Origin of the sequence: Baia soyae (assembly GCF_004341445.1) — a bacterium.
GTDB classification, from domain to species: Bacteria; Bacillota; Bacilli; order Thermoactinomycetales; family Thermoactinomycetaceae; genus Baia; species Baia soyae.
Genome location: NZ_SLXV01000014.1, coordinates 1 through 19,167 on the forward strand (window position 1 = coordinate 1; position 19,167 = coordinate 19,167).

The 19,167-nt window shown below is 41.1% G+C and carries 20 protein-coding genes, 3 tRNA genes and 1 other annotated feature; of the genes, 2 read left to right on the forward strand and 21 right to left on the reverse strand.

What is annotated here, in order from left to right; translation table 11 throughout:
• Positions 1-141 precede the first annotated feature (141 nt).
• The gene (locus EDD57_RS06045; protein WP_243649462.1) at positions 142-870 is read right to left on the reverse strand and encodes a class I SAM-dependent methyltransferase; all 729 of its coding nucleotides are present in this window, start codon (positions 868-870) and stop codon (positions 142-144) included.
• 297 nt (positions 871-1,167) lie between these two features.
• Here EDD57_RS06045 and EDD57_RS06050 point away from each other — a divergent pair, with 297 nt between their 5' ends.
• Both EDD57_RS06050 and EDD57_RS06055 read left to right on the forward strand, forming a co-directional pair.
• Positions 1,168-1,584: a MarR family winged helix-turn-helix transcriptional regulator gene (locus tag EDD57_RS06050; protein ID WP_165873689.1), complete on the forward strand. Its 417-nt coding sequence runs from the start codon at positions 1,168-1,170 to the stop codon at positions 1,582-1,584.
• A gap of 103 nt (positions 1,585-1,687) precedes the next feature.
• Positions 1,688-3,250 carry an MDR family MFS transporter gene (locus EDD57_RS06055; protein ID WP_131848587.1) on the forward strand — a complete coding sequence of 521 codons (1,563 nt, stop codon included), beginning with the start codon at positions 1,688-1,690 and terminating at the stop codon, positions 3,248-3,250.
• Between the two features lie 120 nt (positions 3,251-3,370).
• Here the strand turns inward: EDD57_RS06055 and EDD57_RS06060 are convergent, their stop codons facing one another.
• From EDD57_RS06060 to coaE, 20 genes are all read right to left on the reverse strand, one after another.
• Positions 3,371-3,727: a hypothetical protein gene (locus EDD57_RS06060; RefSeq protein ID WP_131848588.1), complete on the reverse strand. Its 357-nt coding sequence runs from the start codon at positions 3,725-3,727 to the stop codon at positions 3,371-3,373.
• 299 nt (positions 3,728-4,026) lie between these two features.
• Entirely contained in the window at positions 4,027-4,380 is a 354-nt protein-coding gene (rplT, locus tag EDD57_RS06065) for a 50S ribosomal protein L20 (protein WP_072336555.1), read from the reverse strand.
• Positions 4,381-4,411: 31 nt separating this feature from the next.
• Positions 4,412-4,609, reverse strand: a complete 198-nt coding sequence (gene rpmI, locus EDD57_RS06070; RefSeq protein ID WP_072336552.1) for a 50S ribosomal protein L35 — start codon at positions 4,607-4,609, stop codon at positions 4,412-4,414.
• 13 nt (positions 4,610-4,622) lie between these two features.
• Positions 4,623-5,165 carry a translation initiation factor IF-3 gene (gene infC / locus EDD57_RS06075; RefSeq protein ID WP_207896802.1) on the reverse strand — a complete coding sequence of 181 codons (543 nt, stop codon included), beginning with the start codon at positions 5,163-5,165 and terminating at the stop codon, positions 4,623-4,625.
• Positions 5,166-5,175: 10 nt separating this feature from the next.
• Positions 5,176-5,308: a sequence feature (ribosomal protein L20 leader region), on the reverse strand.
• A 106-nt stretch (positions 5,309-5,414) separates the two neighbouring features.
• Entirely contained in the window at positions 5,415-6,125 is a 711-nt protein-coding gene (locus EDD57_RS06080) for a 3'-5' exonuclease (protein WP_131848589.1), read from the reverse strand.
• Between the two features lie 125 nt (positions 6,126-6,250).
• Positions 6,251-8,158, reverse strand: a complete 1,908-nt coding sequence (gene thrS / locus EDD57_RS06085; protein ID WP_131848590.1) for a threonine--tRNA ligase — start codon at positions 8,156-8,158, stop codon at positions 6,251-6,253.
• Positions 8,159-8,508: 350 nt separating this feature from the next.
• The gene (ytxC, locus tag EDD57_RS06090) at positions 8,509-9,429 is read right to left on the reverse strand and encodes a putative sporulation protein YtxC (RefSeq protein WP_131848591.1); all 921 of its coding nucleotides are present in this window, start codon (positions 9,427-9,429) and stop codon (positions 8,509-8,511) included.
• 59 nt (positions 9,430-9,488) lie between these two features.
• The gene (locus tag EDD57_RS06095) at positions 9,489-10,082 is read right to left on the reverse strand and encodes a metal-dependent hydrolase (protein WP_131848592.1); all 594 of its coding nucleotides are present in this window, start codon (positions 10,080-10,082) and stop codon (positions 9,489-9,491) included.
• Between the two features lie 267 nt (positions 10,083-10,349).
• The gene (locus tag EDD57_RS06100; RefSeq protein WP_131848593.1) at positions 10,350-10,967 is read right to left on the reverse strand and encodes a hypothetical protein; all 618 of its coding nucleotides are present in this window, start codon (positions 10,965-10,967) and stop codon (positions 10,350-10,352) included.
• 143 nt (positions 10,968-11,110) lie between these two features.
• Complete coding sequence (gene mqnC, locus EDD57_RS06105) at positions 11,111-12,226, reverse strand: cyclic dehypoxanthinyl futalosine synthase (RefSeq protein ID WP_131848594.1); 1,116 nt, start codon at positions 12,224-12,226, stop codon at positions 11,111-11,113.
• A 124-nt stretch (positions 12,227-12,350) separates the two neighbouring features.
• Entirely contained in the window at positions 12,351-13,088 is a 738-nt protein-coding gene (locus EDD57_RS06110; protein WP_131848595.1) for a hypothetical protein, read from the reverse strand.
• 156 nt (positions 13,089-13,244) lie between these two features.
• A tRNA-Leu gene (locus EDD57_RS06115) sits at positions 13,245-13,333 on the reverse strand.
• Between the two features lie 32 nt (positions 13,334-13,365).
• Positions 13,366-13,440: transfer RNA gene (locus tag EDD57_RS06120), tRNA-Gly, on the reverse strand.
• A gap of 4 nt (positions 13,441-13,444) precedes the next feature.
• Positions 13,445-13,520, reverse strand: a tRNA-Phe gene (locus tag EDD57_RS06125).
• A gap of 99 nt (positions 13,521-13,619) precedes the next feature.
• A complete protein-coding gene (dnaI, locus tag EDD57_RS06130) occupies positions 13,620-14,555 on the reverse strand; it encodes a primosomal protein DnaI (protein ID WP_131848596.1) in 936 nt (311 codons plus the stop codon).
• Positions 14,552-16,015, reverse strand: coding sequence for a DnaD domain protein (locus tag EDD57_RS06135; protein ID WP_131848597.1), 1,464 nt, complete (start codon positions 16,013-16,015; stop codon positions 14,552-14,554). Before EDD57_RS06135 ends, dnaI begins: the two co-directional genes overlap by 4 nt.
• A gap of 86 nt (positions 16,016-16,101) precedes the next feature.
• Entirely contained in the window at positions 16,102-16,596 is a 495-nt protein-coding gene (gene nrdR, locus EDD57_RS06140) for a transcriptional regulator NrdR (RefSeq protein WP_131848598.1), read from the reverse strand.
• A 158-nt stretch (positions 16,597-16,754) separates the two neighbouring features.
• On the reverse strand, positions 16,755-17,795 hold the full coding sequence (locus tag EDD57_RS06145) for a glyceraldehyde-3-phosphate dehydrogenase (RefSeq protein ID WP_131848599.1): 1,041 nt from the start codon (positions 17,793-17,795) through the stop codon (positions 16,755-16,757).
• Positions 17,796-17,974: 179 nt separating this feature from the next.
• On the reverse strand, positions 17,975-18,586 hold the full coding sequence (locus EDD57_RS06150; RefSeq protein ID WP_131848600.1) for a lytic transglycosylase domain-containing protein: 612 nt from the start codon (positions 18,584-18,586) through the stop codon (positions 17,975-17,977).
• A complete protein-coding gene (gene coaE, locus EDD57_RS06155) occupies positions 18,556-19,167 on the reverse strand; it encodes a dephospho-CoA kinase (RefSeq protein ID WP_341539664.1) in 612 nt (203 codons plus the stop codon). The genes EDD57_RS06150 and coaE overlap by 31 nt, the downstream gene beginning before the upstream one ends.

Genomic DNA, 19,167 nt, shown 5'->3' on the forward strand with positions numbered 1-19,167 from the left:
AAGATAAAACTAAAAGGTATGAGTCCAGTTCAATACCGAACACATACCCTGCAGGTTATTTAAACTTTTGTGTCTAACTTTTTGGGTTCACTTCAGAGTATCAAGATCTGTTCTTTTTTATTGATTACCTTTTTCTATCAACTATTCAACATTCCCCATCAATACCATACGAGGGCTGTTTTCATGATATGAACTGTCATCAAAACCTCCATACGTTTGCTTTACTCGAAGTCCATTTCGATGTAGCATCTCAATCATTTGATCATATGTATACATTTTTACTTGCTCTGTATAAGTACGCTCTCCTTGTTCGTCAGATAACATAATCTTCTTTACGACAAAATCACCCTGGATGGAACGTTCTTCCTGAATATAGATGCCATCTTGCTCCCGTTGACTCACAGCAACTAAATGATGAATGACATATTCACGATTCAGATAGTCCATTAAAAAGCGTCCATTTGGTTTTAAAACGCGTGCGACTTCTCGGATCACCTGTTCATTTTCTTCATCTGTCTCAAAATAGCCAAATGAGGTAAATAAATTTAATACTACATCAAATGTTTCTCCTACAAAGGGCAAATGCCGCATATCCCCAATGATAAAGGGAATCTTATATTGTGAATTTCTAGAAACCGCTTTTGAAAGAAGTGTAGGCGATAAATCCAATCCGACTACATTTAGGTGTTCCATAGCAAGGGTCGCCGTATGTCTCCCTGTCCCACAGCATAAATCTAATATAAAATCGTCAGCGGATAACTGGAGCCATTCAGTTATTTGTTTTACTTCTTGTTCTGCATTTTGTTGATTGCGATGATTATAAACGAGTAAATAATCTTTTCCAAAACTCTCCTGATACCATGTCGACACCTGCAAACGCCTCCGCTACTCTATTTCTCTTAACAGGATACTCTTATGTATTCCCTACTCTCTAACAGCTAACCTTTATCGTTTCAAAAGAATAAACCAAACACGATAATACCCAGAAAATTGATCTACATTATATAGGTATATGATAGCAAATATTGCCTGCAATGAAAAACAAAGAAACCGCACTTCCATCACAGAAAGATACATCGTGGGCTTTCTCACCCGTATACGGTATAATAGAAGAAGAATCCAATTTACCATCATGCGCATCCGTTTGCGTATATGCAGGAGTTAACTATGAGTACAAGATTTGAGGCTATATTAGAAATCGAAGCGATGTTTCGATTGATTCAACGCTCTATGCGGAAAGAACTTCGGGAAGCATGGGGCGAAACACTTACTGGAGCAGAGTTTGTCCTATTAAATCACCTTGATTTGCGCGGACCGCAGATGATCACTGCTTTAGCTCAAGAATTTGAGGTTTCAGTAAGTCATATCACTCATGTAGTAGACCAGCTTGAAAGAGAACAGTATGTAGCACGGCAGCGTTCCCATCTGGACAAACGGGTAGTCGAAGTTCATATAACGGAAAAAGGACAAGAGAAATCATCTTGGATGTCTGAAAAAAGGAAAGAGTATCTTCTACAAAAGTTTGATCCTTTTACACTTGATGATCTCTATGCCCTTCAAGACTTATATAAAAAGCTTTTATAAATGAATTACAACTCGTTTCATTCTTCTAGCATGGGTGAAACGTATTTTTGCCTATTTATTTAACTTTGTAAAACAAATATTTCGAGGAGCTGAATATTAAACTATGGAAGATTTAAGTAGACGTGAGAAGATATTTATTATGAGCGCCATCGCTTGTGCACTACTATTTGCTTCGCTCAATCAGACGATTGTTATAAACGCTCTGCCTACCATTGTCGCTCAGTTACATGGAGCAGAGCTCTTTAACTGGGTGTTTACCATTTATATGTTGACGTCGAGTATTACAGCTATTTTAGTTGGGAAGCTATCTGATCTATACGGCAGAAAGATTTTTATCTTAACCGGAGTTGGATTCTTTCTCATCACATCTTTTCTCTGTGGAACCGCTACATCCATCGAACAATTAATTCTTTATCGTGGCTTGCAAGGAATTGGCGGCGGTATGATCTTATCCACCTCCTTTGCTGCGGTAGGCGATCTATTTTCTCCACGCGAAAGGGGTAGGTGGCAAGGATTTTTGAGCGCTACATTTGCCACTTCTAGTATTCTTGGCCCTACCATCGGTGGGATGATCGTAGATACATGGAATTGGCATTATATCTTTTGGGTCTTTCTCCCTGTTGGATTTGTTGCCTTTTTGCTTATCTCAAAAATGTTTCCTACTATTAAGAACTCAGGAAAGAAAAAAATTGACTACCTTGGTTCTATCCTTTTAACCAGTACCATCGTGCCATTTTTATTAGTGTTTTCGTTAGCAGGAAAAGATTACCCTTGGCTCTCTCCACAGATCATCGGACTTTCTTGTTTATCGATTCTGAGTCTTGTGCTATTTATCCGCACGGAAAAAAGAGCGGTTAACCCGATTCTCCCGCTCACTTTATTTCGAAACAAAATCTTTACGCTCGCTAATAGTATTAACTTGCTTCTTGGAATGGGGCTATTTAGCTGTATAACCTTTACTCCCTTCTTTTTACAAGGAGTTCAGGGAAAAGATGCTACTACCTCAAGTGTCATTATGATCCCTATTCAATTGGGCCTCGTCTTTGCCAGCTTTTTTACAGGACAGATCTTAGCTCGAACAGGAAAATATAAGAAACTAGGTATCTTTGGACTCGGTTTGATACTGGCGGGGACTTTATCCATGCTCGATACAGTGACTCATACCACTCCACTCCAAACGATGCTACAATTATCAATTATCGGTCTAGGGCTGGGAATCACTTTCCCTATCTTTTCGGTCACCATTCAAAATGCCATCCCGTACGAACACCTGGGGACAGGTACATCCTCCGTGCAATTGTTCCGTCAACTCGGTGGGACTGTCGGAGTTTCCATTATGACCATGATTATGCAGGCTTCTCCACCAAACCAATTCATAGGCGAAGTCTCTGCATCCGCAACACCTAGCCAGGGGTTACCCGAATCGACTGTAAAAATGTTAAGCGATCCGCAGATCCTGATGAATCCGGAACAATTACATCAAGTCCAATCACACGTTACGTCAGAGTCCCAATCGCTTATGCAATCAATCTTAGTCCAAACAAAAGATACCTTACTCTCTTCTCTACATCATGTTTATCTAGGGATTAGCGTGCTCATGATCATCGCCTTCATCATTAGCTTCTCGATACCTGAGATCGAACTTCGAACTAGCAATAAGCGATAAGCTCTCAAAATGAAGAAAACGAGCCTTCTTTCAAGGGGCTCGTTTTTTTATGATATAAACGGTTTACTTAACCGGTCGGATGAAGGGAATCTATAATTTTGATAAGTGCTAAAGCAATTTTTACAGCAAGTGGCTAATTCTCCAGTTGAATTCCTCAATCATAATCGGAATGAAATACTCCATGTTTTCCGACGTCTGTTCGCCCTCAATATTGCTCAGAACAATGTGGTTGCAGTACTCCACTAAGCTGTTCCAATCTGTAAAGCTTGCTAGTATTTCACTACAGTCGAGACTGTTTAAACGTATGTAAAAATCTTCGTCTTGCTTCAGTACATAATCCAAACCAATAATGGCAATGTTCAAGTCTCCACAATCTTTGACAAACTCATGGATAGCACTCACCGGGAGATAAACTTCTCCTTCAGCAGCCAAATGCCCATTTTGTTCGTACTCTGTAATTAGCCATTCTGCTAACATGTAGCTTTACTCCTCCCTTTGTTGGGTGAGCGTCTTCACGATCTCCTCGTCTTTTCTATTATAATTCATTTGCATATGAAAAGATAAAAATATTAATTTCTCTCCCCAAAGCTTTCAAAAATTTATTTTTGTCCATGCATGTCGAAAAGTAGTTTCATGGCTCATATTGTAAAAAATTGTATATAAACTATATACAATGAAGAAAGCAAATCTCCTGCTCCTATTTACCTTTTTTTAAAAAAATACAAACAAGACCCCATGACTAACGATCGCTAGTCGCGGGGTCTTACAAACAGAATTTATTTCGCTTTTTTCGCAATATCTGCAAGGTCTGCAAATGCTTTTGCATCGTTGACAGCAAGGTCAGCAAGCATTTTACGGTTAATATCAACGCCAGCAACTTTCAAGCCGTACATTAATTTGTTATAAGAAAGTCCATTGATGCGCGCAGCTGCATTGATACGTGTAATCCAAAGACGACGGAAATCACGTTTCACTTGACGACGGTCGCGGTATGCGTACATCAAAGATTTCATTACTTGTTGTTTAGCTGTTTTAAACAGTCTATGTTTGGATCCAAAATATCCACGTGCTAGTTTCAGTACCTTTTTACGACGACGACGTGTAACGGTACCACCTTTCACTCTTGCCACTAGTAATCCCTCCTGAACAAATCAGTTATGTTTATAGATACGTAATTAAAGATTCGATACGCTTTTGGTCACCCTTAGACAGATATGCGCCCTTACGTAGGTTACGCTTTCTCTTTGGGGATTTGCTCTCTAAAATATGGCTTGTAAATGCATGGCTACGTTTTACTTTGCCCGTACCCGTTTTCTTAAAGCGCTTTGCTGCTGCTTTTTTGGTCTTCATTTTTGGCATGAGCGAGTCCTCCTTACGATTGTTGTTTTGGATTTAGAATCATGATCATCTGACGACCCTCTAGCTTAGCTGGACGCTCCACATCGGCGAGCTCTTTTACTTCTTGAGCCACACGATCCAACACCTTACGACCAAGCTCTTGATGAGTGATCTGACGACCACGGAAACGAATCGATAGCTTCACCTTGTCGCCATGTTCCAAGAACTTGATAACATGCTTCAATTTGGTCTGCACGTCATTCTCTTCAATCGATGCGCTCAAACGTACTTCTTTCAGTTGAACGATCTTTTGATTCTTGCGAGTTTCCTTATCCTTTTTGCTTTGCTCATAACGGAATTTTCCGTAGTTCATGATTCGGCAAACAGGGGGTTTGGCTTGTGGTGCAATGTTCACAAGGTCAAGATTTTGTTCTTGTGCCATTTGAAGTGCATCACGTAATGCGACGATTCCAGCTTGGTCTCCGTTTGCATCAATCAAACGTACTTCGCGAGCGCGAATGGATTCGTTGATTTGATGTTGTTGATCTTTGCTGATGACCTGCCACCTCCAAAAAATGTTATATAGAAAAAATAAAAAAGTGTGGACGTATGATGCGCCCACACTTCTGATTCCTGAAGTTTTATACAATCCATCAGCGAATGTCAACCTAATCTGAACAAAATCAATCAGGTGAGAAGCGGGCGCCTCTTCTTACACGAATGGTATGAATATATCATGTTAAGTAAGGGATGTCAACTCCCTCTAAGCAAAACTGATTCCTTCATGATCTTACCAAATATCCGACAACTTCTCAATGCCTCTACTCTACTTAACTTGATTTCGTAACAGCTGATTTAATCTCTCCCACCACTTCTTAATCTTTTTATGAAGAGATTCATTTGTAGAAGGCTCCGAATGGATTTGTACCCACCCTGATTCCGATTGTACCTCTTCTTCACATGTTTCATCACGCAGGGTTCGCATTTCTTCATCACGCGAAGTTTCTTCCTTGATCATAGCTGTGATCGTCTCAGAAAGCTGTGGCACACACTTTTGCGCAACGGACCTGATAACCGATGCTCTAGAGATTGCACGATGGTCAAATGGATCTGGAGCTAGTGATTGGAGCTTCACCGGCTTTGTGCTACCTACTGCATTCGCATAAATCGCTAATACACTTTGCATGTCTGGAATGGACATTGCCTCATGGGCGGAATCATCCCAAGTAGAAAAGCTATTTTGAAGCAACCCCACCGTATGATTTTCTTGACCTGTGAGAACGATTTTATCCTTCAAAATAGCTTTCATTCGCTCCCATACTTCTGGGAAAGCCGGAGCATCTTGGATCATTGACCTCCGAATCCCGTGTATTTCCGTTGCTCTCGCTGAAATTCGCCCTTTGGCCTTCACTAAGCTGTGATAAAGTACGACTCCTGAAAGATCCACAATCGCAACTTCCAAAACCTCCGATGATCCGCCCAATCCTGTCCCCATTATCTCAAGAATTACCATATTATCCTGCCAAATTAAATTCATATCAATCCTCCGTTCCCACCTCTTTCTATTCTGCTATGATATGCAACTAATTTTCCTATGACATTCATCTCGGAAGAAAATACAAAAAGCTTTCACCATGTAAGATTGGTGAAAGCTTTTTGATCTTAGCGACGCTCTTTGATATCTCTAACTAGATCTTTCATTAATTCATCAATCTGCCAAGAAACTTGCTCTTTGTTATGACGACGACGAACTGTTACAGATTTCGATTCTTGCTCTTTCTCCCCTATGACAAACATATAAGGAACTTTTTGCACTTCTGCTTCTCGGATTTTATATCCGAGCTTCTCCTCTCGGAGATCCGCTTCTACCCGAATGCCAGCACTTTTTAGTTGCTTCACTACTTCGCTCACATAATCGTTAAAGGAGCGAGATACAGGAATCACTTTCGCTTGAACAGGCGCTAACCATAGCGGGAAATCACCCGCAAAATGTTCAATCAAAACCCCTAAGAAGCGATCGACTGAGCCCATTACCGCACGGTGAATGACGACTGGGCGGTGTTTCTCATTATCTTCCCCGACATAGGACAAATCAAATTTCTCTGGCATCTGGAAATCCAGCTGAACCGTTGCACATTGATGGCTACGCTTTAGAGCATCACGGATGTGGAAATCGATTTTCGGACCATAGAAAGCACCATCTCCCTCATTAATCCGGTAGTCAATTCCCGAGCGGTCTAGTACATTCTTTAAAGCCCCTTCTGCTTGCTCCCACAATTCATTCGAGCCCATAGAATCTTCTGGGCGAGTAGAGAGTTCAATTGTATAAGGGAATTGGAAAACGGAGTATAGTTTATCGATCTGCTTAATTACGCTAGATACCTCATCCTCAATCTGGTCAGGCCTAGCGAAAATATGAGCATCATCTTGTGTAAAAGTACGGACACGAAGCATTCCGTTTAGAGCACCCGAAAGTTCATGGCGGTGTACTTGCCCAAACTCAGCCATACGCATCGGTAAATCACGATAAGAACGAAGCTCATTTTTAAACATCAGCATATGCCCTGGGCAGTTCATCGGCTTTAGTGCAAACTTGCTTTCGTCTACATCTGTAAAGTACATATTTTCATGATAATGATCCCAGTGACCTGATTGTTCCCAGAGACGTTGATTCATCATGAGTGGAGTGCGTACTTCCTCATACCCTGACTGTAGCTGGATTTCACGAGAAAGATTTTCTAACTCATTGCGCATTACCATTCCTTTAGGAAGGTAAAAAGGCATCCCCGGAGCTTCTTCGGAGAACATAAATAGCCTCAAATCTTTTCCAATTCGGCGATGATCCCGCTTCTTTGCCTCTTCTAGGAAATGAAGATATTCATCGAGTTGCGATTTTTTAGGAAAAGCAGTACCGTAGATCCGCTGTAGCATTTGATTATCCGAGTTACCACGCCAATAAGCACCGGCAATACTCATCAACTTAAATGCTTTTAACTTCCCTGTCGATGGCATGTGAGGTCCACGACATAGATCAAAGAATTCACCCTGATCATAGATGGTAATAGTCGAATCCTCAGGAAGATCACGGATCAGTTCTAGTTTTAGATGATCCCCGATCTCTTCAAAAATAGAAATCGCTTCATCGCGGCTTACGACACGGCGAGTAATCGGCACATCTTCTTTGATAACCTTAGCCATCTCTGCCTCAATCTTCGGCAGATCTTCTGGAGTGAGGCGTGTAGGAAGATCAATATCATAATAAAATCCATCTTCAATCACAGGGCCAATTCCTAGTTTCACCTCAGGGTAGAGGCGCTTCAGTGCTTGGGCGAGTACGTGGGCCGCACTGTGGCGGTATACTTCTAACCCAGCCTCGTCATCTAATGTAACAATTTTTAGTTCAGAGCCTGACGGGACATCACGACCCAAGTCTACTGGCTTCCCGTCTAATACACCTGCGATTGCCTTTTTAGCTAGTCCATTACTAATAGAGGAAGCTACGTCCAGAACGGAAACAGCTTGATCATATTCACGTACCGAACCGTCTGGTAATCGTACCGAAATATTCAACAGAACTCACTCCTTTAATGATGATAATCGTTTTAAAACAACAAAAAAACCCGTACCCAATAGGGACGAGCTTTGTGCCGTGGTTCCACCCTTGTTTAATCATGACTGATTCGCAAAAGAAGGCCAGTCTGATCCTCAAGACACTGATAACGGCGTGTCACCGATTGCAGATACTAACCCGTACGGGCATTCCCCACATTCGCTCGGAGGGGGTAATAGACTGTTCATAGGATGAAGGGATTTCCAGCCGATGATCCCCACTCTCTAGCATCGTAAACAGCTACCATGACCTCGTCACAGCTCTTACAGTTGAAGTTTGTTAATCATTATATGCAAGTCGGACCAAAAGATCAAGCATCTTCTTGAACAGAAATCGATTTTACATGGCAGTGCTGGCAATCATGACACACCACTACCCTTCCCTCAAAAATCTGGAGAAGTGTACGAATCACATTTTCCTCTTGTTGCTTCGTGTGCACAACTAACTTTTCAGGTGCGATCGATAAAAGGGAACTAACCACTAAATCTTCATGCGAGAGACTTTGATCCATAAGCTCTTGCACAGCTCCATCCAATTCGCGAAGTTGGTAAGGAGCTCCATCTTCCTTTAACAACTGAAACTGTTTCGATCCTTTATGAACAACATGAATAAGTTCTACTTTCGGATTCTGAACCGACACAAAATAACGAAGAAGCTCAATAAAATCGCGATACTCTTTATCTAATTGATACTCTTCATACGCATCTTTTACACATCGAACGAGCGACTTCCGATACGCTTTGAGACGAAATCGAACAAATCCATCGATGGACAGGACACGATTTGAATCTAGATACATAGCAATTTGCTTACTAATCCGTTCTTTACGAACATGATAACCAGTGCGTAAGTAACTCCACGAATTTCGTTCTAATAACTGCTGGGCCCGAAATTCAATCTGGTCCATCTCTTCGAGTGTTATGTTCGTGTGTTCCTTTTGAATAATGCCTCTGATCAAATCCGTTTCAGCAAAATCACACAAAAAACTGGCTATTGCGTCTCCCATCTCCCGGTGTATTTCCTTGTCCTGAAGCCGACGCTTCCGCTGGGTATGTATTTGAAAAAAATGAAGCTCTCCAGTTGGTTCTTCTACAAATGATGCATTGACGCCAATCTTCTTTAACTTCATTATCATGTTGCCAAAGCGATCACGTAAAAACGCCAACTGAATAGGATCTCGACGAGAAATGGAAATAGAGTAGTCCAATGTCCCACTCCTTTCTTTGTCCACACTGGCATTTCTCCTAGTATATGGGGTGATTGGCTAAGGTATACACAAAACCAAAAACTCTAGTGGAGCACTAAATATCCCAGACCGATCACCGTAAAAATACCTGATACATAACGAATAATAATATCCCAGCGGGTATTTGTTTTTATTCTGGCTAATCGAAAACCCGTTTTATTGGGCCAAAATAACGGAATGCCCGATACTGTTAATGCATCTGCAAATAAATGCGAGAGATAGCCAGCCATAAAGTATCCAAAGTACACCTGATTCGGCGTAGCTAAAAAGCTAATCATTCCCACTAGCCCTACACCCAAAAGAGAGTGAGTAAAGCTTCTATGAGGAACATATGCGGCAATCAGCACATATAAACCAGTTAATGCAATCCATAGCGGACCGTGATAATAAAAGCATGCGGCTATGAGCAAAATCCCGATTAAGGATGCAAAAATCGACCGATATCGCGTCTTCAAGTTTAGCGTTATATATTTACTAATATAGCTTCCCTTATGATCTAAATCAGGCAACATACTACTAAGAGTTGCCACAGCAATCCCGATGGAAAGAGTGAGCCAATCTTGGCTTCCATCTGTATTCAAAGTAGCATAACCGACTCCGAATAAAGCTCCCATTGATAAATGTGTTTTTCCGGTCATTTTATCTATCCCCCTTTGTAAACTAAGATGAAACTCATTCTGCGTCTGTTAATGGGTTAAACTTAAATTTATGTACAATGTATATTTTATTATATATTATCTTAACTAGTTTCCTTTATTAAAAAGTTTCTAATCTATTTGAAGTAATAAATCCTATTAATTTTTATGATCTCAAACTCGATTAATAAAAAAACAAAGCCCCTAATCCACTAAAATAATTAAGGATTAAGAGCTCTTTTTACACATTCAAATTAGATATTCTAGGAGTTACTTTTTGTCAACTGCTCCAATAAATTCTTGCAAAGATTTATTGTATGCATTTGTTTTTTGCAGAGTTTCGTTGGTCACACTTAAATATTCTCCCTCTAACTTTGTCATCTCTTCCTCTATTTTACTCGAAAGTTCTTTCTTTGATGCAACAGACTTTAACACTTCCTCTTGATTCGCTAGAGATTTCTCGGTAATTTCAATCATTTTTAGTTTAGAATCGAGAAGAGACTTTAAGTTAGCAAGAAGGGTATCACCCAGTTTCTTTAACTGCTCTTTTTTAATTTTGTCTACTTTCTTTTGGTTAGCAGGTAACTCCTCACTTAATTGTTGTACTCCTGTTTTATACTCTGCAAGCAATTTCATCATTTCCGTATGCTTGTCATTCATTTGTTTGATACTATCTTGATTTAGCCCAGTTTTTTGCAATGAAAGCATGACACTCCCAATTTCTGTGCTAAGAGAGTTTAATTTGACGAACTTCTGCTCATTTTCGTTAAACTTTGATATCGTTTTATTCATCTCTTTTCCTATTTCATTCACATTAACAGAATCCGAGAACAAGGAACAACCAGACAAGAGAACAAGAGAAAGCATAATAGCCAGAAATTTCTTCATAATATCCTTCCATTCTTCTATATGTATTATTTTTTAAAGCCACAAACACCATTGTAATATCTTTTAAGATCATTGAAAAGAAAAATATTTCATACAACGAAAAAAGCCCTCTTTCTATATAAAAGAAGGCCATATCTATCTAATTAGTTTTGCATAACAAAGTCGTTCTCGGTAAATTCGCCTTCCTCAAAAACACGTAAAGTCCGGTACTTCGTGTTCCGTTGGGCAGGTACTTTACCAGCATCACGGATGAGCTGGATTGCGAGGTTGTTATTTACTTTATGGGTTGTACCCGCAGCAGAGACTACGTTTTCTTCGATCATCGTACTACCGAAGTCATTGCACCCAAAGTGAAGTGACTTCTTCCCAATATCTGGCCCCATGGTTACCCAAGAGGATTGGAAATTATCGATATTATCTAGCATAAGCCTAGCAATCGCTACTGCTTTTAGATATTCTTCAGGGGAAAGTTTTTCACGCTTCAGATTTGTAAAGTCTGGTTGGAATGTCCAGACGATAAAAGCTAGGAAGCCGCCTGTCCGATCCTGTTGATCGCGGATACGGAGTAAATGCATGATACGCTCTTCCACAGTCTCTCCAAAACCGATTACCATCGTAGCGGTTGAATGCATGCCCACACGATGCGCAGTATCCATCACTTCCATCCAGTCTTCCCATGTTCCCTTTAGACGAGAAATCTGTTTACGGATCCGATTATCTAAGATCTCAGCGCCTCCGCCTGGCAGGGAATCGAGTCCCGCTTCTTTCAGCTCACGCATAACTTGTTCCAACGTAAGTCCATCCGAAACTTCTTGCATCTTCCGGATCTCAGCTGGAGAAAATGAATGCATCGTGATCTCTGGAAACCGCTTCTTAATCTCACGTAAAAGGTCCGTATAGTAGTGAAATGACAAGTTAGGGTTGGTTCCACCCTGCATGAGGATTTCTGTACCACCTACATCAATGGTCTCTTGAATTTTTTGGAAAATAGTATCATCGTCTAATACATACCCTTCCGAAGAGCCCGGCGCTCGGTAAAAAGCGCAGAAACGACAATACGTATCACACACATTGGTATAGTTAATATTACGCCCAATGACAAAAGTGGTAACCGGCTCGGGATGCTTTTTTAACATCATTTGATTCGCAGCCTCACCGATTTTCTCTATTTCATCACTATTCCATAAAGAGACGCCGTCTTCAAACGTAAGTCTTTCTCCTTTTAATGCGCGTTCCAATATCGCATCGATGTTCGACATCTCATTCACCTCCAGATCCCATATATCATCATGTTCATTTTATCACATGATTGCACAAAGCACATGAGATTTTGCTCATCACAAATTCATGTGCTTCCTTCGTCAGATTACAAATGATAGATAACTATACAAAACGCCCCGTTAACCATGCTTCTACTGATACAATCCCGCCAACTGCTGGCTCTCCTTCAGTCACACGATCTAGTGACGCAAATACGACGTAAGCCGAACCTACTGTCTGCACGGTGAGTTGCCAGTATTGCACTTGGGATAACTCGTTTTCCAAGAGTTGTGCATCTATCACCACACCATTTAGTAAAATGGTTGGTGCCAGAACATCATTCACTTCATCGTTAAAAATCCCAAGCGGAACTAAGGATTCAGATGACAGCGGAACTTCTGGATCTTGTTTTTGGTCAAATTCCTCTTCTGTAGCAAAGCAACGTACCTGATTAGCAAATGCAGCAAGCTCCACATTACGCGTTTCAGACTGTTGAAACACCTCTAACACTTCCATATCGCCTGTTTGAAACACAAATGGATACACGCCCGACTCTGGGTTTGTCTCCTCTTCTGGTCTCATCGAGCCAAATGTGAGCCCTGTCAATTCACCTTCTTCATTGGTATCTACTTCATAGATCCCGACAGGAGAAATCATCCCTTTACGATGGTGGAAATTGACATGGAATACTTCATTATCTTCATCCATAAGCGCAACGATCTCTTCCCCATTCGAAAAAACGAGCGAAAACTTCCGGCCAAAAGAAGTCTCTGTTTGCTCACCCGTTCGAACAACAAGATCTAGGTACTCCATAAATTGCTCTTCACTTTCAATCGCAAAACCCATAGAATGAGCTGGCATACTATGTACTCTCCTTTAGTTGCTAAATATTCTAACCCATCAGTAGGGAATTTTTTATACATCATTATCCATTCTTCAGTATCCTAAATTGTATCTATCATTTATATTTTTACAAAAAAAACGGTTTGCACTTTTGTTTGCAAACCGTTTTTTATATGGTGCCGAGGGTCGGGCTCGAACCGACACGGTAGTCACCTACCGCAGGATTTTAAGTCCTGTGCGTCTGCCTATTCCGCCACCCCGGCAAGGCAGTATGATTTAAATTCATTGGTAAAAATGGAGCGGAAGACGGGACTCGAACCCGCGACCCTCGCCTTGGCAAGGCGATGCTCTACCACTGAGCCACTTCCGCAAAATGGTGGCTCGGGACGGAATCGAACCGCCGACACGAGGATTTTCAGTCCTCTGCTCTACCGACTGAGCTACCGAGCCATACTTTCTTGTTAGTAGTTATTATGTAACGTTCGCTACTAACAAGAAAGAGTATAACATGGTCTTCTTCCTGAATGCAACATGTTTTTTATTATATTTTTACAGCTCGCTTTTCCTTCGATTATGGCCATCCACAAAATAAGCAGCCGTATAATGTTGGATTCGTTCCATGATCCGCTTTGCTTTCATCACATCTTGTCCATTCTTTTCACCTAAACGAAGATGAGTCTCTAACTCCTCTAAGTCCAAGTTAGAGGTATAGATAGTAGGTAAGCCCTCAGCCGCACGATAATGAAGCAAAGCGCCTAAAATTTCGTCACGCTTCCACACCGTTAAATACTCTGCCCCAATATCATCTAAGATGAGGACTTGTACTTCTTTAAATGCCTGCAACTTCTGTTGAAGAGAATGGTCTTGAATCGCATCCTGAACTTCTCTTATCAGGTCTGGAACATAAACCAGATAAGAATGGATGTTATGCTCGACTAGCTTATTTGCAATCGCCCCTGCAATGCGGCTTTTGCCCACTCCAAGCGGACCGTGTAAATATAATCCCCTTGCCGGAATTCCTTCCGAAAAGGACATACAAAAATCCATCGTAGCAGCAATCACTTCACTTCGTTCATCAAACTCCATTGTTTCAAAGCTCGAATGCAAAATCTCTTTCGGAATATGGAGAGATCGAATGAGCTTCTGCTTCTCTTTCATGGATTCAAAAGCGGCTAGTTTTTGACACTTCTTCATCCGAAACTCAATATATCCACCATATTGATTTAAATATGGATAATGCCCAGAGATCATATTAGGGCATCTTTCTAAACCAGAGCAACGACTACAATTTTCCCACTCGGACACCATCTGATTCATCTGAGGAAGCGAACGGAGATACTGCTCTGGTGGAATTTCGGGATGTCGCTCCACAAAACTGCGAACCGCTCGATGTTGTTTCAACAGGTTTACTTGCTTTTCCATCCGCTCTGGTGTAATTCCTGTCCGACGTAACATCGGCTTTACAACTTCGGAAATGGGATTCACGGCATCTGCTCCTTTTCTCCTCGATTCGCTAATTTTTCATTCATTAGGCGAAGTTTGGCTTGTAATCTTATCTTATTTTGCTCTAATTCTTCTTCACTCAACGTAGATGCAACTTCATTATTTTTTTCCCGCTCTAACTGCTGTGCCACTGCTTTGGGTAGAATTGATTTGGAACGCTTTGATTTCGTCGATCGAGCTGTAGTTCCTACACTGCCTTGAGACTCCCACTGCTCACTCTTCGCTATCTCGATTGCCTGCTCCATTGTTTTTACTTGTGCCCGCACCCAATGTGCAGCAATCTTATCAATTAGACTCCAGGTTAATTTCCGATTGTATTTAATCATCACATAGTCAATCAACACATTCACGACCTGAGGCGATAAATCATACTTTTGCACTAGTTTCTCCACAATCTTTAAATCACTATCAGAGACAGGCCCGCCCCCTTGATAGCGATGTAACAATTCCACAGGAGATACAGTAGCTAGCAAATGGAAATGTTTCTCTTCTGGTGAAGCATCGGGTGCAATTATCTCTTGGCTTTCCCGAGAAAGCGATGTCTGCTTGAAAGACTCTTCTTCCTGCAACTGCTTTTGATGGATTTGAACCTGTGGCAACCCGCCAAATCGAAGCTGGTACTCTCCGCGGACATAATTTCGTAGACGCTCTAAGTTGATTTCTCCTCGTTGCGTGATGTACGGATCTTGCAGCACGGCTACCAAATCCCATGTTTCTAATTGATATAAGAAACAAATCTCTTTTAATTGAGCAATGCATTCTGGGGTCCACGTACTTGAGTGGATAATCGACTGTAAACGCACTTTAATAGAGGTAAAATCCTCATCGGACCACATCGGATTTTGGCCCTGTTGTAAATCTTCTCGAATCGGATGCTCCGGGGCCGGAAATTCCTGATCAATCTCTCCCATCTGTTGCAGATCTTGAGGAGAGAAACTACCGTATACCTCTTTAAATGGCTTTGTCACATTTCGCTTTACTTGTTTTCGCCAGTTTTCAGATGGCACCGGCCCTAGCAATCTCTTTCGTAATTCTGGATAGATCTCTTTTCCTACCGATTGATATAGAGCTAGATTAAAAACTTCACTCTGAAAAAATTGGACAGGAGAAAGAGGGGGAACCACTTCATATTCATAGATTAAGCCGTTTTGAGGATTCCCAAGCTCATACGTATTTAGTAATCCTACACCTTCGAGCCGATGACGAGCCTCTAAAAAAGAGTCATAGGGCGTTCCTAGCATCTTCATTAGCATGGCATGTGTATGTACTTCCGTCATTCCTGCACGTTCGGTAGGCAATTGATAGGAAAGAGTTAAACAGAGACTATAGGCAGTTGCCCCGATCAATGGTTGATACAGTTGGGTTAGCACAATCAAATCAGTTGGTGCTAACGGACGATGTGAACGACAATACCATCCTAATTCTTTCCAAAGAAACGCCATTTTCTGGTCTTCCTCCACACTTTCAATACTGATTTGTCCATTTTAACATAGGTTCCAATTTTAGAAAAAAGCTCATTTTTATCCAATTAATCCTTATCTTCTTCAGAAGCCTTTTCGGTATTCTCCTGACGAGAACGCTGTAATAAGTCTAGTTCTGTAACAAAAACGTTAATATCCTTGAACTGGCGATAGACAGAAGCAAATCGAACGTAAGCTACCTCATCAATGGCCATCAAGCGATCCATTACATACTCTCCAATTTCATTACTGAGGACTTCTGACGTATTTTGATCACGTAACTGCTTTTCAATCTCGTGGACTAGCTTTTCTAAGCTTTCGACTGAAACAGGGCGCTTTTCACAAGCGCGAATCAAACCGCGTAGTAGTTTCTCGCGATTAAACTCTTCTCTACTTCCATCTTTTTTCACCACAATTAACGGTTTTTCCTCTATCATCTCAAAGGTTGTAAATCGCTGCTCGCACTCTTCACATTCTCTCCGTCTGCGAATCGCTCTTCCTTCATGGGCAGGTCGTGAATCTAACACACGAGATCCATAATGATTACATTCTGGACACCTCATCCTTACATCCTCCTTCGCCATCCAAAAAACTTTTCGCTCTAGTAATTTCAAATCTATTTTATTTCATCATCCTTAATATATAAACAATGAAAAATCGAAGTGCCTAAAAACCCGAGCCTATGATAGCTCGGGTTATATTTCTCTAACCATATTATATACTAAGCAGATTGTACTTCCACTTGCTCATTCTCTTGACTAGCAGATGAACTCACTAGTTTCACCAAGTCGACTACACGACAAGAATAACCCCACTCATTATCATACCATGCTAACACCTTCACTTGGCGATCACCCATTACCATAGTAGATAATCCATCTACTATGGAAGAATTTTCGTTACCAATGAAGTCTGATGATACCAATGGCAATTCCGTATAGGCTAGGATTCCTTTCATCGCACCCTCAGCGGCTTGGTTCAACGCATGATTGACTTGCTCTTTAGTAGCATCTACTTTTAGATCCACAACCAAATCGACGATGGATACATTAGGAGTTGGGACACGTAGAGAAAACCCGTTTAACTTTCCTTGTAGTTCCGGAATCACAAGACCTAATGCTTTAGCCGCCCCTGTTTTAGTTGGGATGATCGATTGGCCACATGCGCGAGCTCGGCGTAAATCTTTATGTGGATTATCTAAATTTAATTGATCATTTGTATAACTATGGATCGTTGTCATGAGACCATGCTCAATTCCAAACGTGTCATGCAACACTTTGGCAACGGGAGCTAAACAGTTCGTCGTACAGGAAGCATTTGAGATCACATGATGGTTTTCAGGTTGATAGATATCTTCATTTACCCCTAGAACAATGGTAGCGTCTTCATTTTTCGCCGGAGCCGTAATCACTACCTTTTTAGCACCTGCTTGTAAGTGTAGTCCTGCTCCTTCACGGTCGACAAATTTCCCTGTTGCTTCTACGACCACATCAACTTTCAACTCTGTCCAAGGTAACTCAGCTGGATTTCGGTTGGAAGTTAACTGAACAAATTGTTTATTTACATAAATACCGCCATCTGTAGCGATTACTTCCTCGTCAAAAAAACCATGAATTGTGTCATACTTAATTAGATGTGCTAAAGTTTCGGCTGGATAACTAGCATTAATTGCTACTATTTCTATTGTTGGGTCAACTATTGCTTTTCTAAAAAACATTCTACCAATGCGGCCAAATCCATTGATTGCGACACGAATGCTCATTATGGATAAATCCCCTTCCGCCTATATAATACACACAATTCCCCTTTAATATTATAATCAGTATAACACATTTTGCAATAAAAAAAGACAAAAAAACCTACCTATTTGTGAACAGAAATAAAGACCTGATCACCTGTAAGTGACCAAGCCTCTAGTTTTATCAACGATCCTATCCCCTTCTAATCCTCTACCAAGTAGCCATATACCGATTTATACTTTCCATAGTAACCCATTACTTTTTGAACATATTTCCTTGTTTCGGAGTACTCTATGTGGTTGGCATTTTGCAATGTGCCATCCCATTTTTTATCCCTCAGCCAACTCTTTACCTTATTCGGCCCTGCATTATAGGCTGCTACAGCCACCACTTCATTGCCATTAAACTCTTTAATTAAGTAGGCCAGATACCACGTACCTAGCTGGATATTCATCTTAGGATCCCCAATTTGATCACGCACTGCAGGAGAAAAGGGCGCACTTTGAATCACAGTATCAACAGTACCAGGTGTAATTTGCATTAACCCTTGTGCATTGGCGTGCGAAACCTTCGACGGATCAAACTTGGTTTCGACACGTATCACTGCCATCACGAGAAAAGGGCTTATCTTATACTGTTTGGCGCTATTCAGGATATCGTCTTCATATTTTAGTGGATACATCCAGCGGTTAGAGACAGGAATCGCGATAATCATAATAATCACGATCAGGATAATCCCAATCAAGATCATTCTCTTAGGAGGCATAGCTCGAAGCGCTGGATCTATCCATTTTTTAAAGCCAGATAATTCCATAGCTTATCTACCTGTCTTTCTGTATGAAATACTAGGTGACTGTTATCAATCACAAAATCGGCCATCTTCTTTTTCTCTTCAATCGAAAGTTGTGCATGAAGCCGAGCTTTTGCTTCTAATTCAGTTAATTGATCTCGCTCCATTAAACGCACGATTTGCAGTGCTTCTGGTATATACACAACAATAACCTTTTCCACTAATTGCGTCAAACCGCTCTCAAATAAGAGTGGAACATCCCAAATAATAACCTCTTCCGTATCCTCGCTTTGAAATTCAGCTGTCTGCCTCTTCATCTCAGCTCGAATGAGAGGATGTAAAATAGCATTTAATCGCTGGCGCGCATGAGGGTCATGGAAGATGATATCTCCTAAGGCTCTCCGGTTTAATTGTCCCTTTGAATCGAGCACTTCTACGCCAAATGTTGCGATCACCTGCTGTAATCCTTCTGTCTCAGGTTCCACGACTAGTCTAGCAATCTGATCTGCATCGATAATTTTCGCTCCACGCTCTTGGAACATCTTCGAAACAGTGCTTTTCCCAGTCGCTATTCCTCCAGTTAAACCAATAACCAAAACAAACAC

Coding starts and splice junctions, on each gene's coding strand:
- EDD57_RS06050 (WP_165873689.1), top strand. CDS start 1,168: ATGAGTACAAGATTTGAGGCTATATTAGAAATCGAAGCGATGTTTCGA.
- EDD57_RS06055 (WP_131848587.1), top strand. CDS start 1,688: ATGGAAGATTTAAGTAGACGTGAGAAGATATTTATTATGAGCGCCATC.
- EDD57_RS06060 (WP_131848588.1), bottom strand. CDS start 3,727: ATGTTAGCAGAATGGCTAATTACAGAGTACGAACAAAATGGGCATTTG.
- rpmI (WP_072336552.1), bottom strand. CDS start 4,609: ATGCCAAAAATGAAGACCAAAAAAGCAGCAGCAAAGCGCTTTAAGAAA.
- EDD57_RS06080 (WP_131848589.1), bottom strand. CDS start 6,125: ATGAATTTAATTTGGCAGGATAATATGGTAATTCTTGAGATAATGGGG.
- EDD57_RS06095 (WP_131848592.1), bottom strand. CDS start 10,082: ATGACCGGAAAAACACATTTATCAATGGGAGCTTTATTCGGAGTCGGT.
- EDD57_RS06100 (WP_131848593.1), bottom strand. CDS start 10,967: ATGAAGAAATTTCTGGCTATTATGCTTTCTCTTGTTCTCTTGTCTGGT.
- mqnC (WP_131848594.1), bottom strand. CDS start 12,226: ATGTCGAACATCGATGCGATATTGGAACGCGCATTAAAAGGAGAAAGA.
- EDD57_RS06110 (WP_131848595.1), bottom strand. CDS start 13,088: ATGCCAGCTCATTCTATGGGTTTTGCGATTGAAAGTGAAGAGCAATTT.
- EDD57_RS06135 (WP_131848597.1), bottom strand. CDS start 16,015: ATGGCGTTTCTTTGGAAAGAATTAGGATGGTATTGTCGTTCACATCGT.
- nrdR (WP_131848598.1), bottom strand. CDS start 16,596: ATGAGGTGTCCAGAATGTAATCATTATGGATCTCGTGTGTTAGATTCA.
- EDD57_RS06145 (WP_131848599.1), bottom strand. CDS start 17,795: ATGAGCATTCGTGTCGCAATCAATGGATTTGGCCGCATTGGTAGAATG.
- EDD57_RS06150 (WP_131848600.1), bottom strand. CDS start 18,586: ATGGAATTATCTGGCTTTAAAAAATGGATAGATCCAGCGCTTCGAGCT.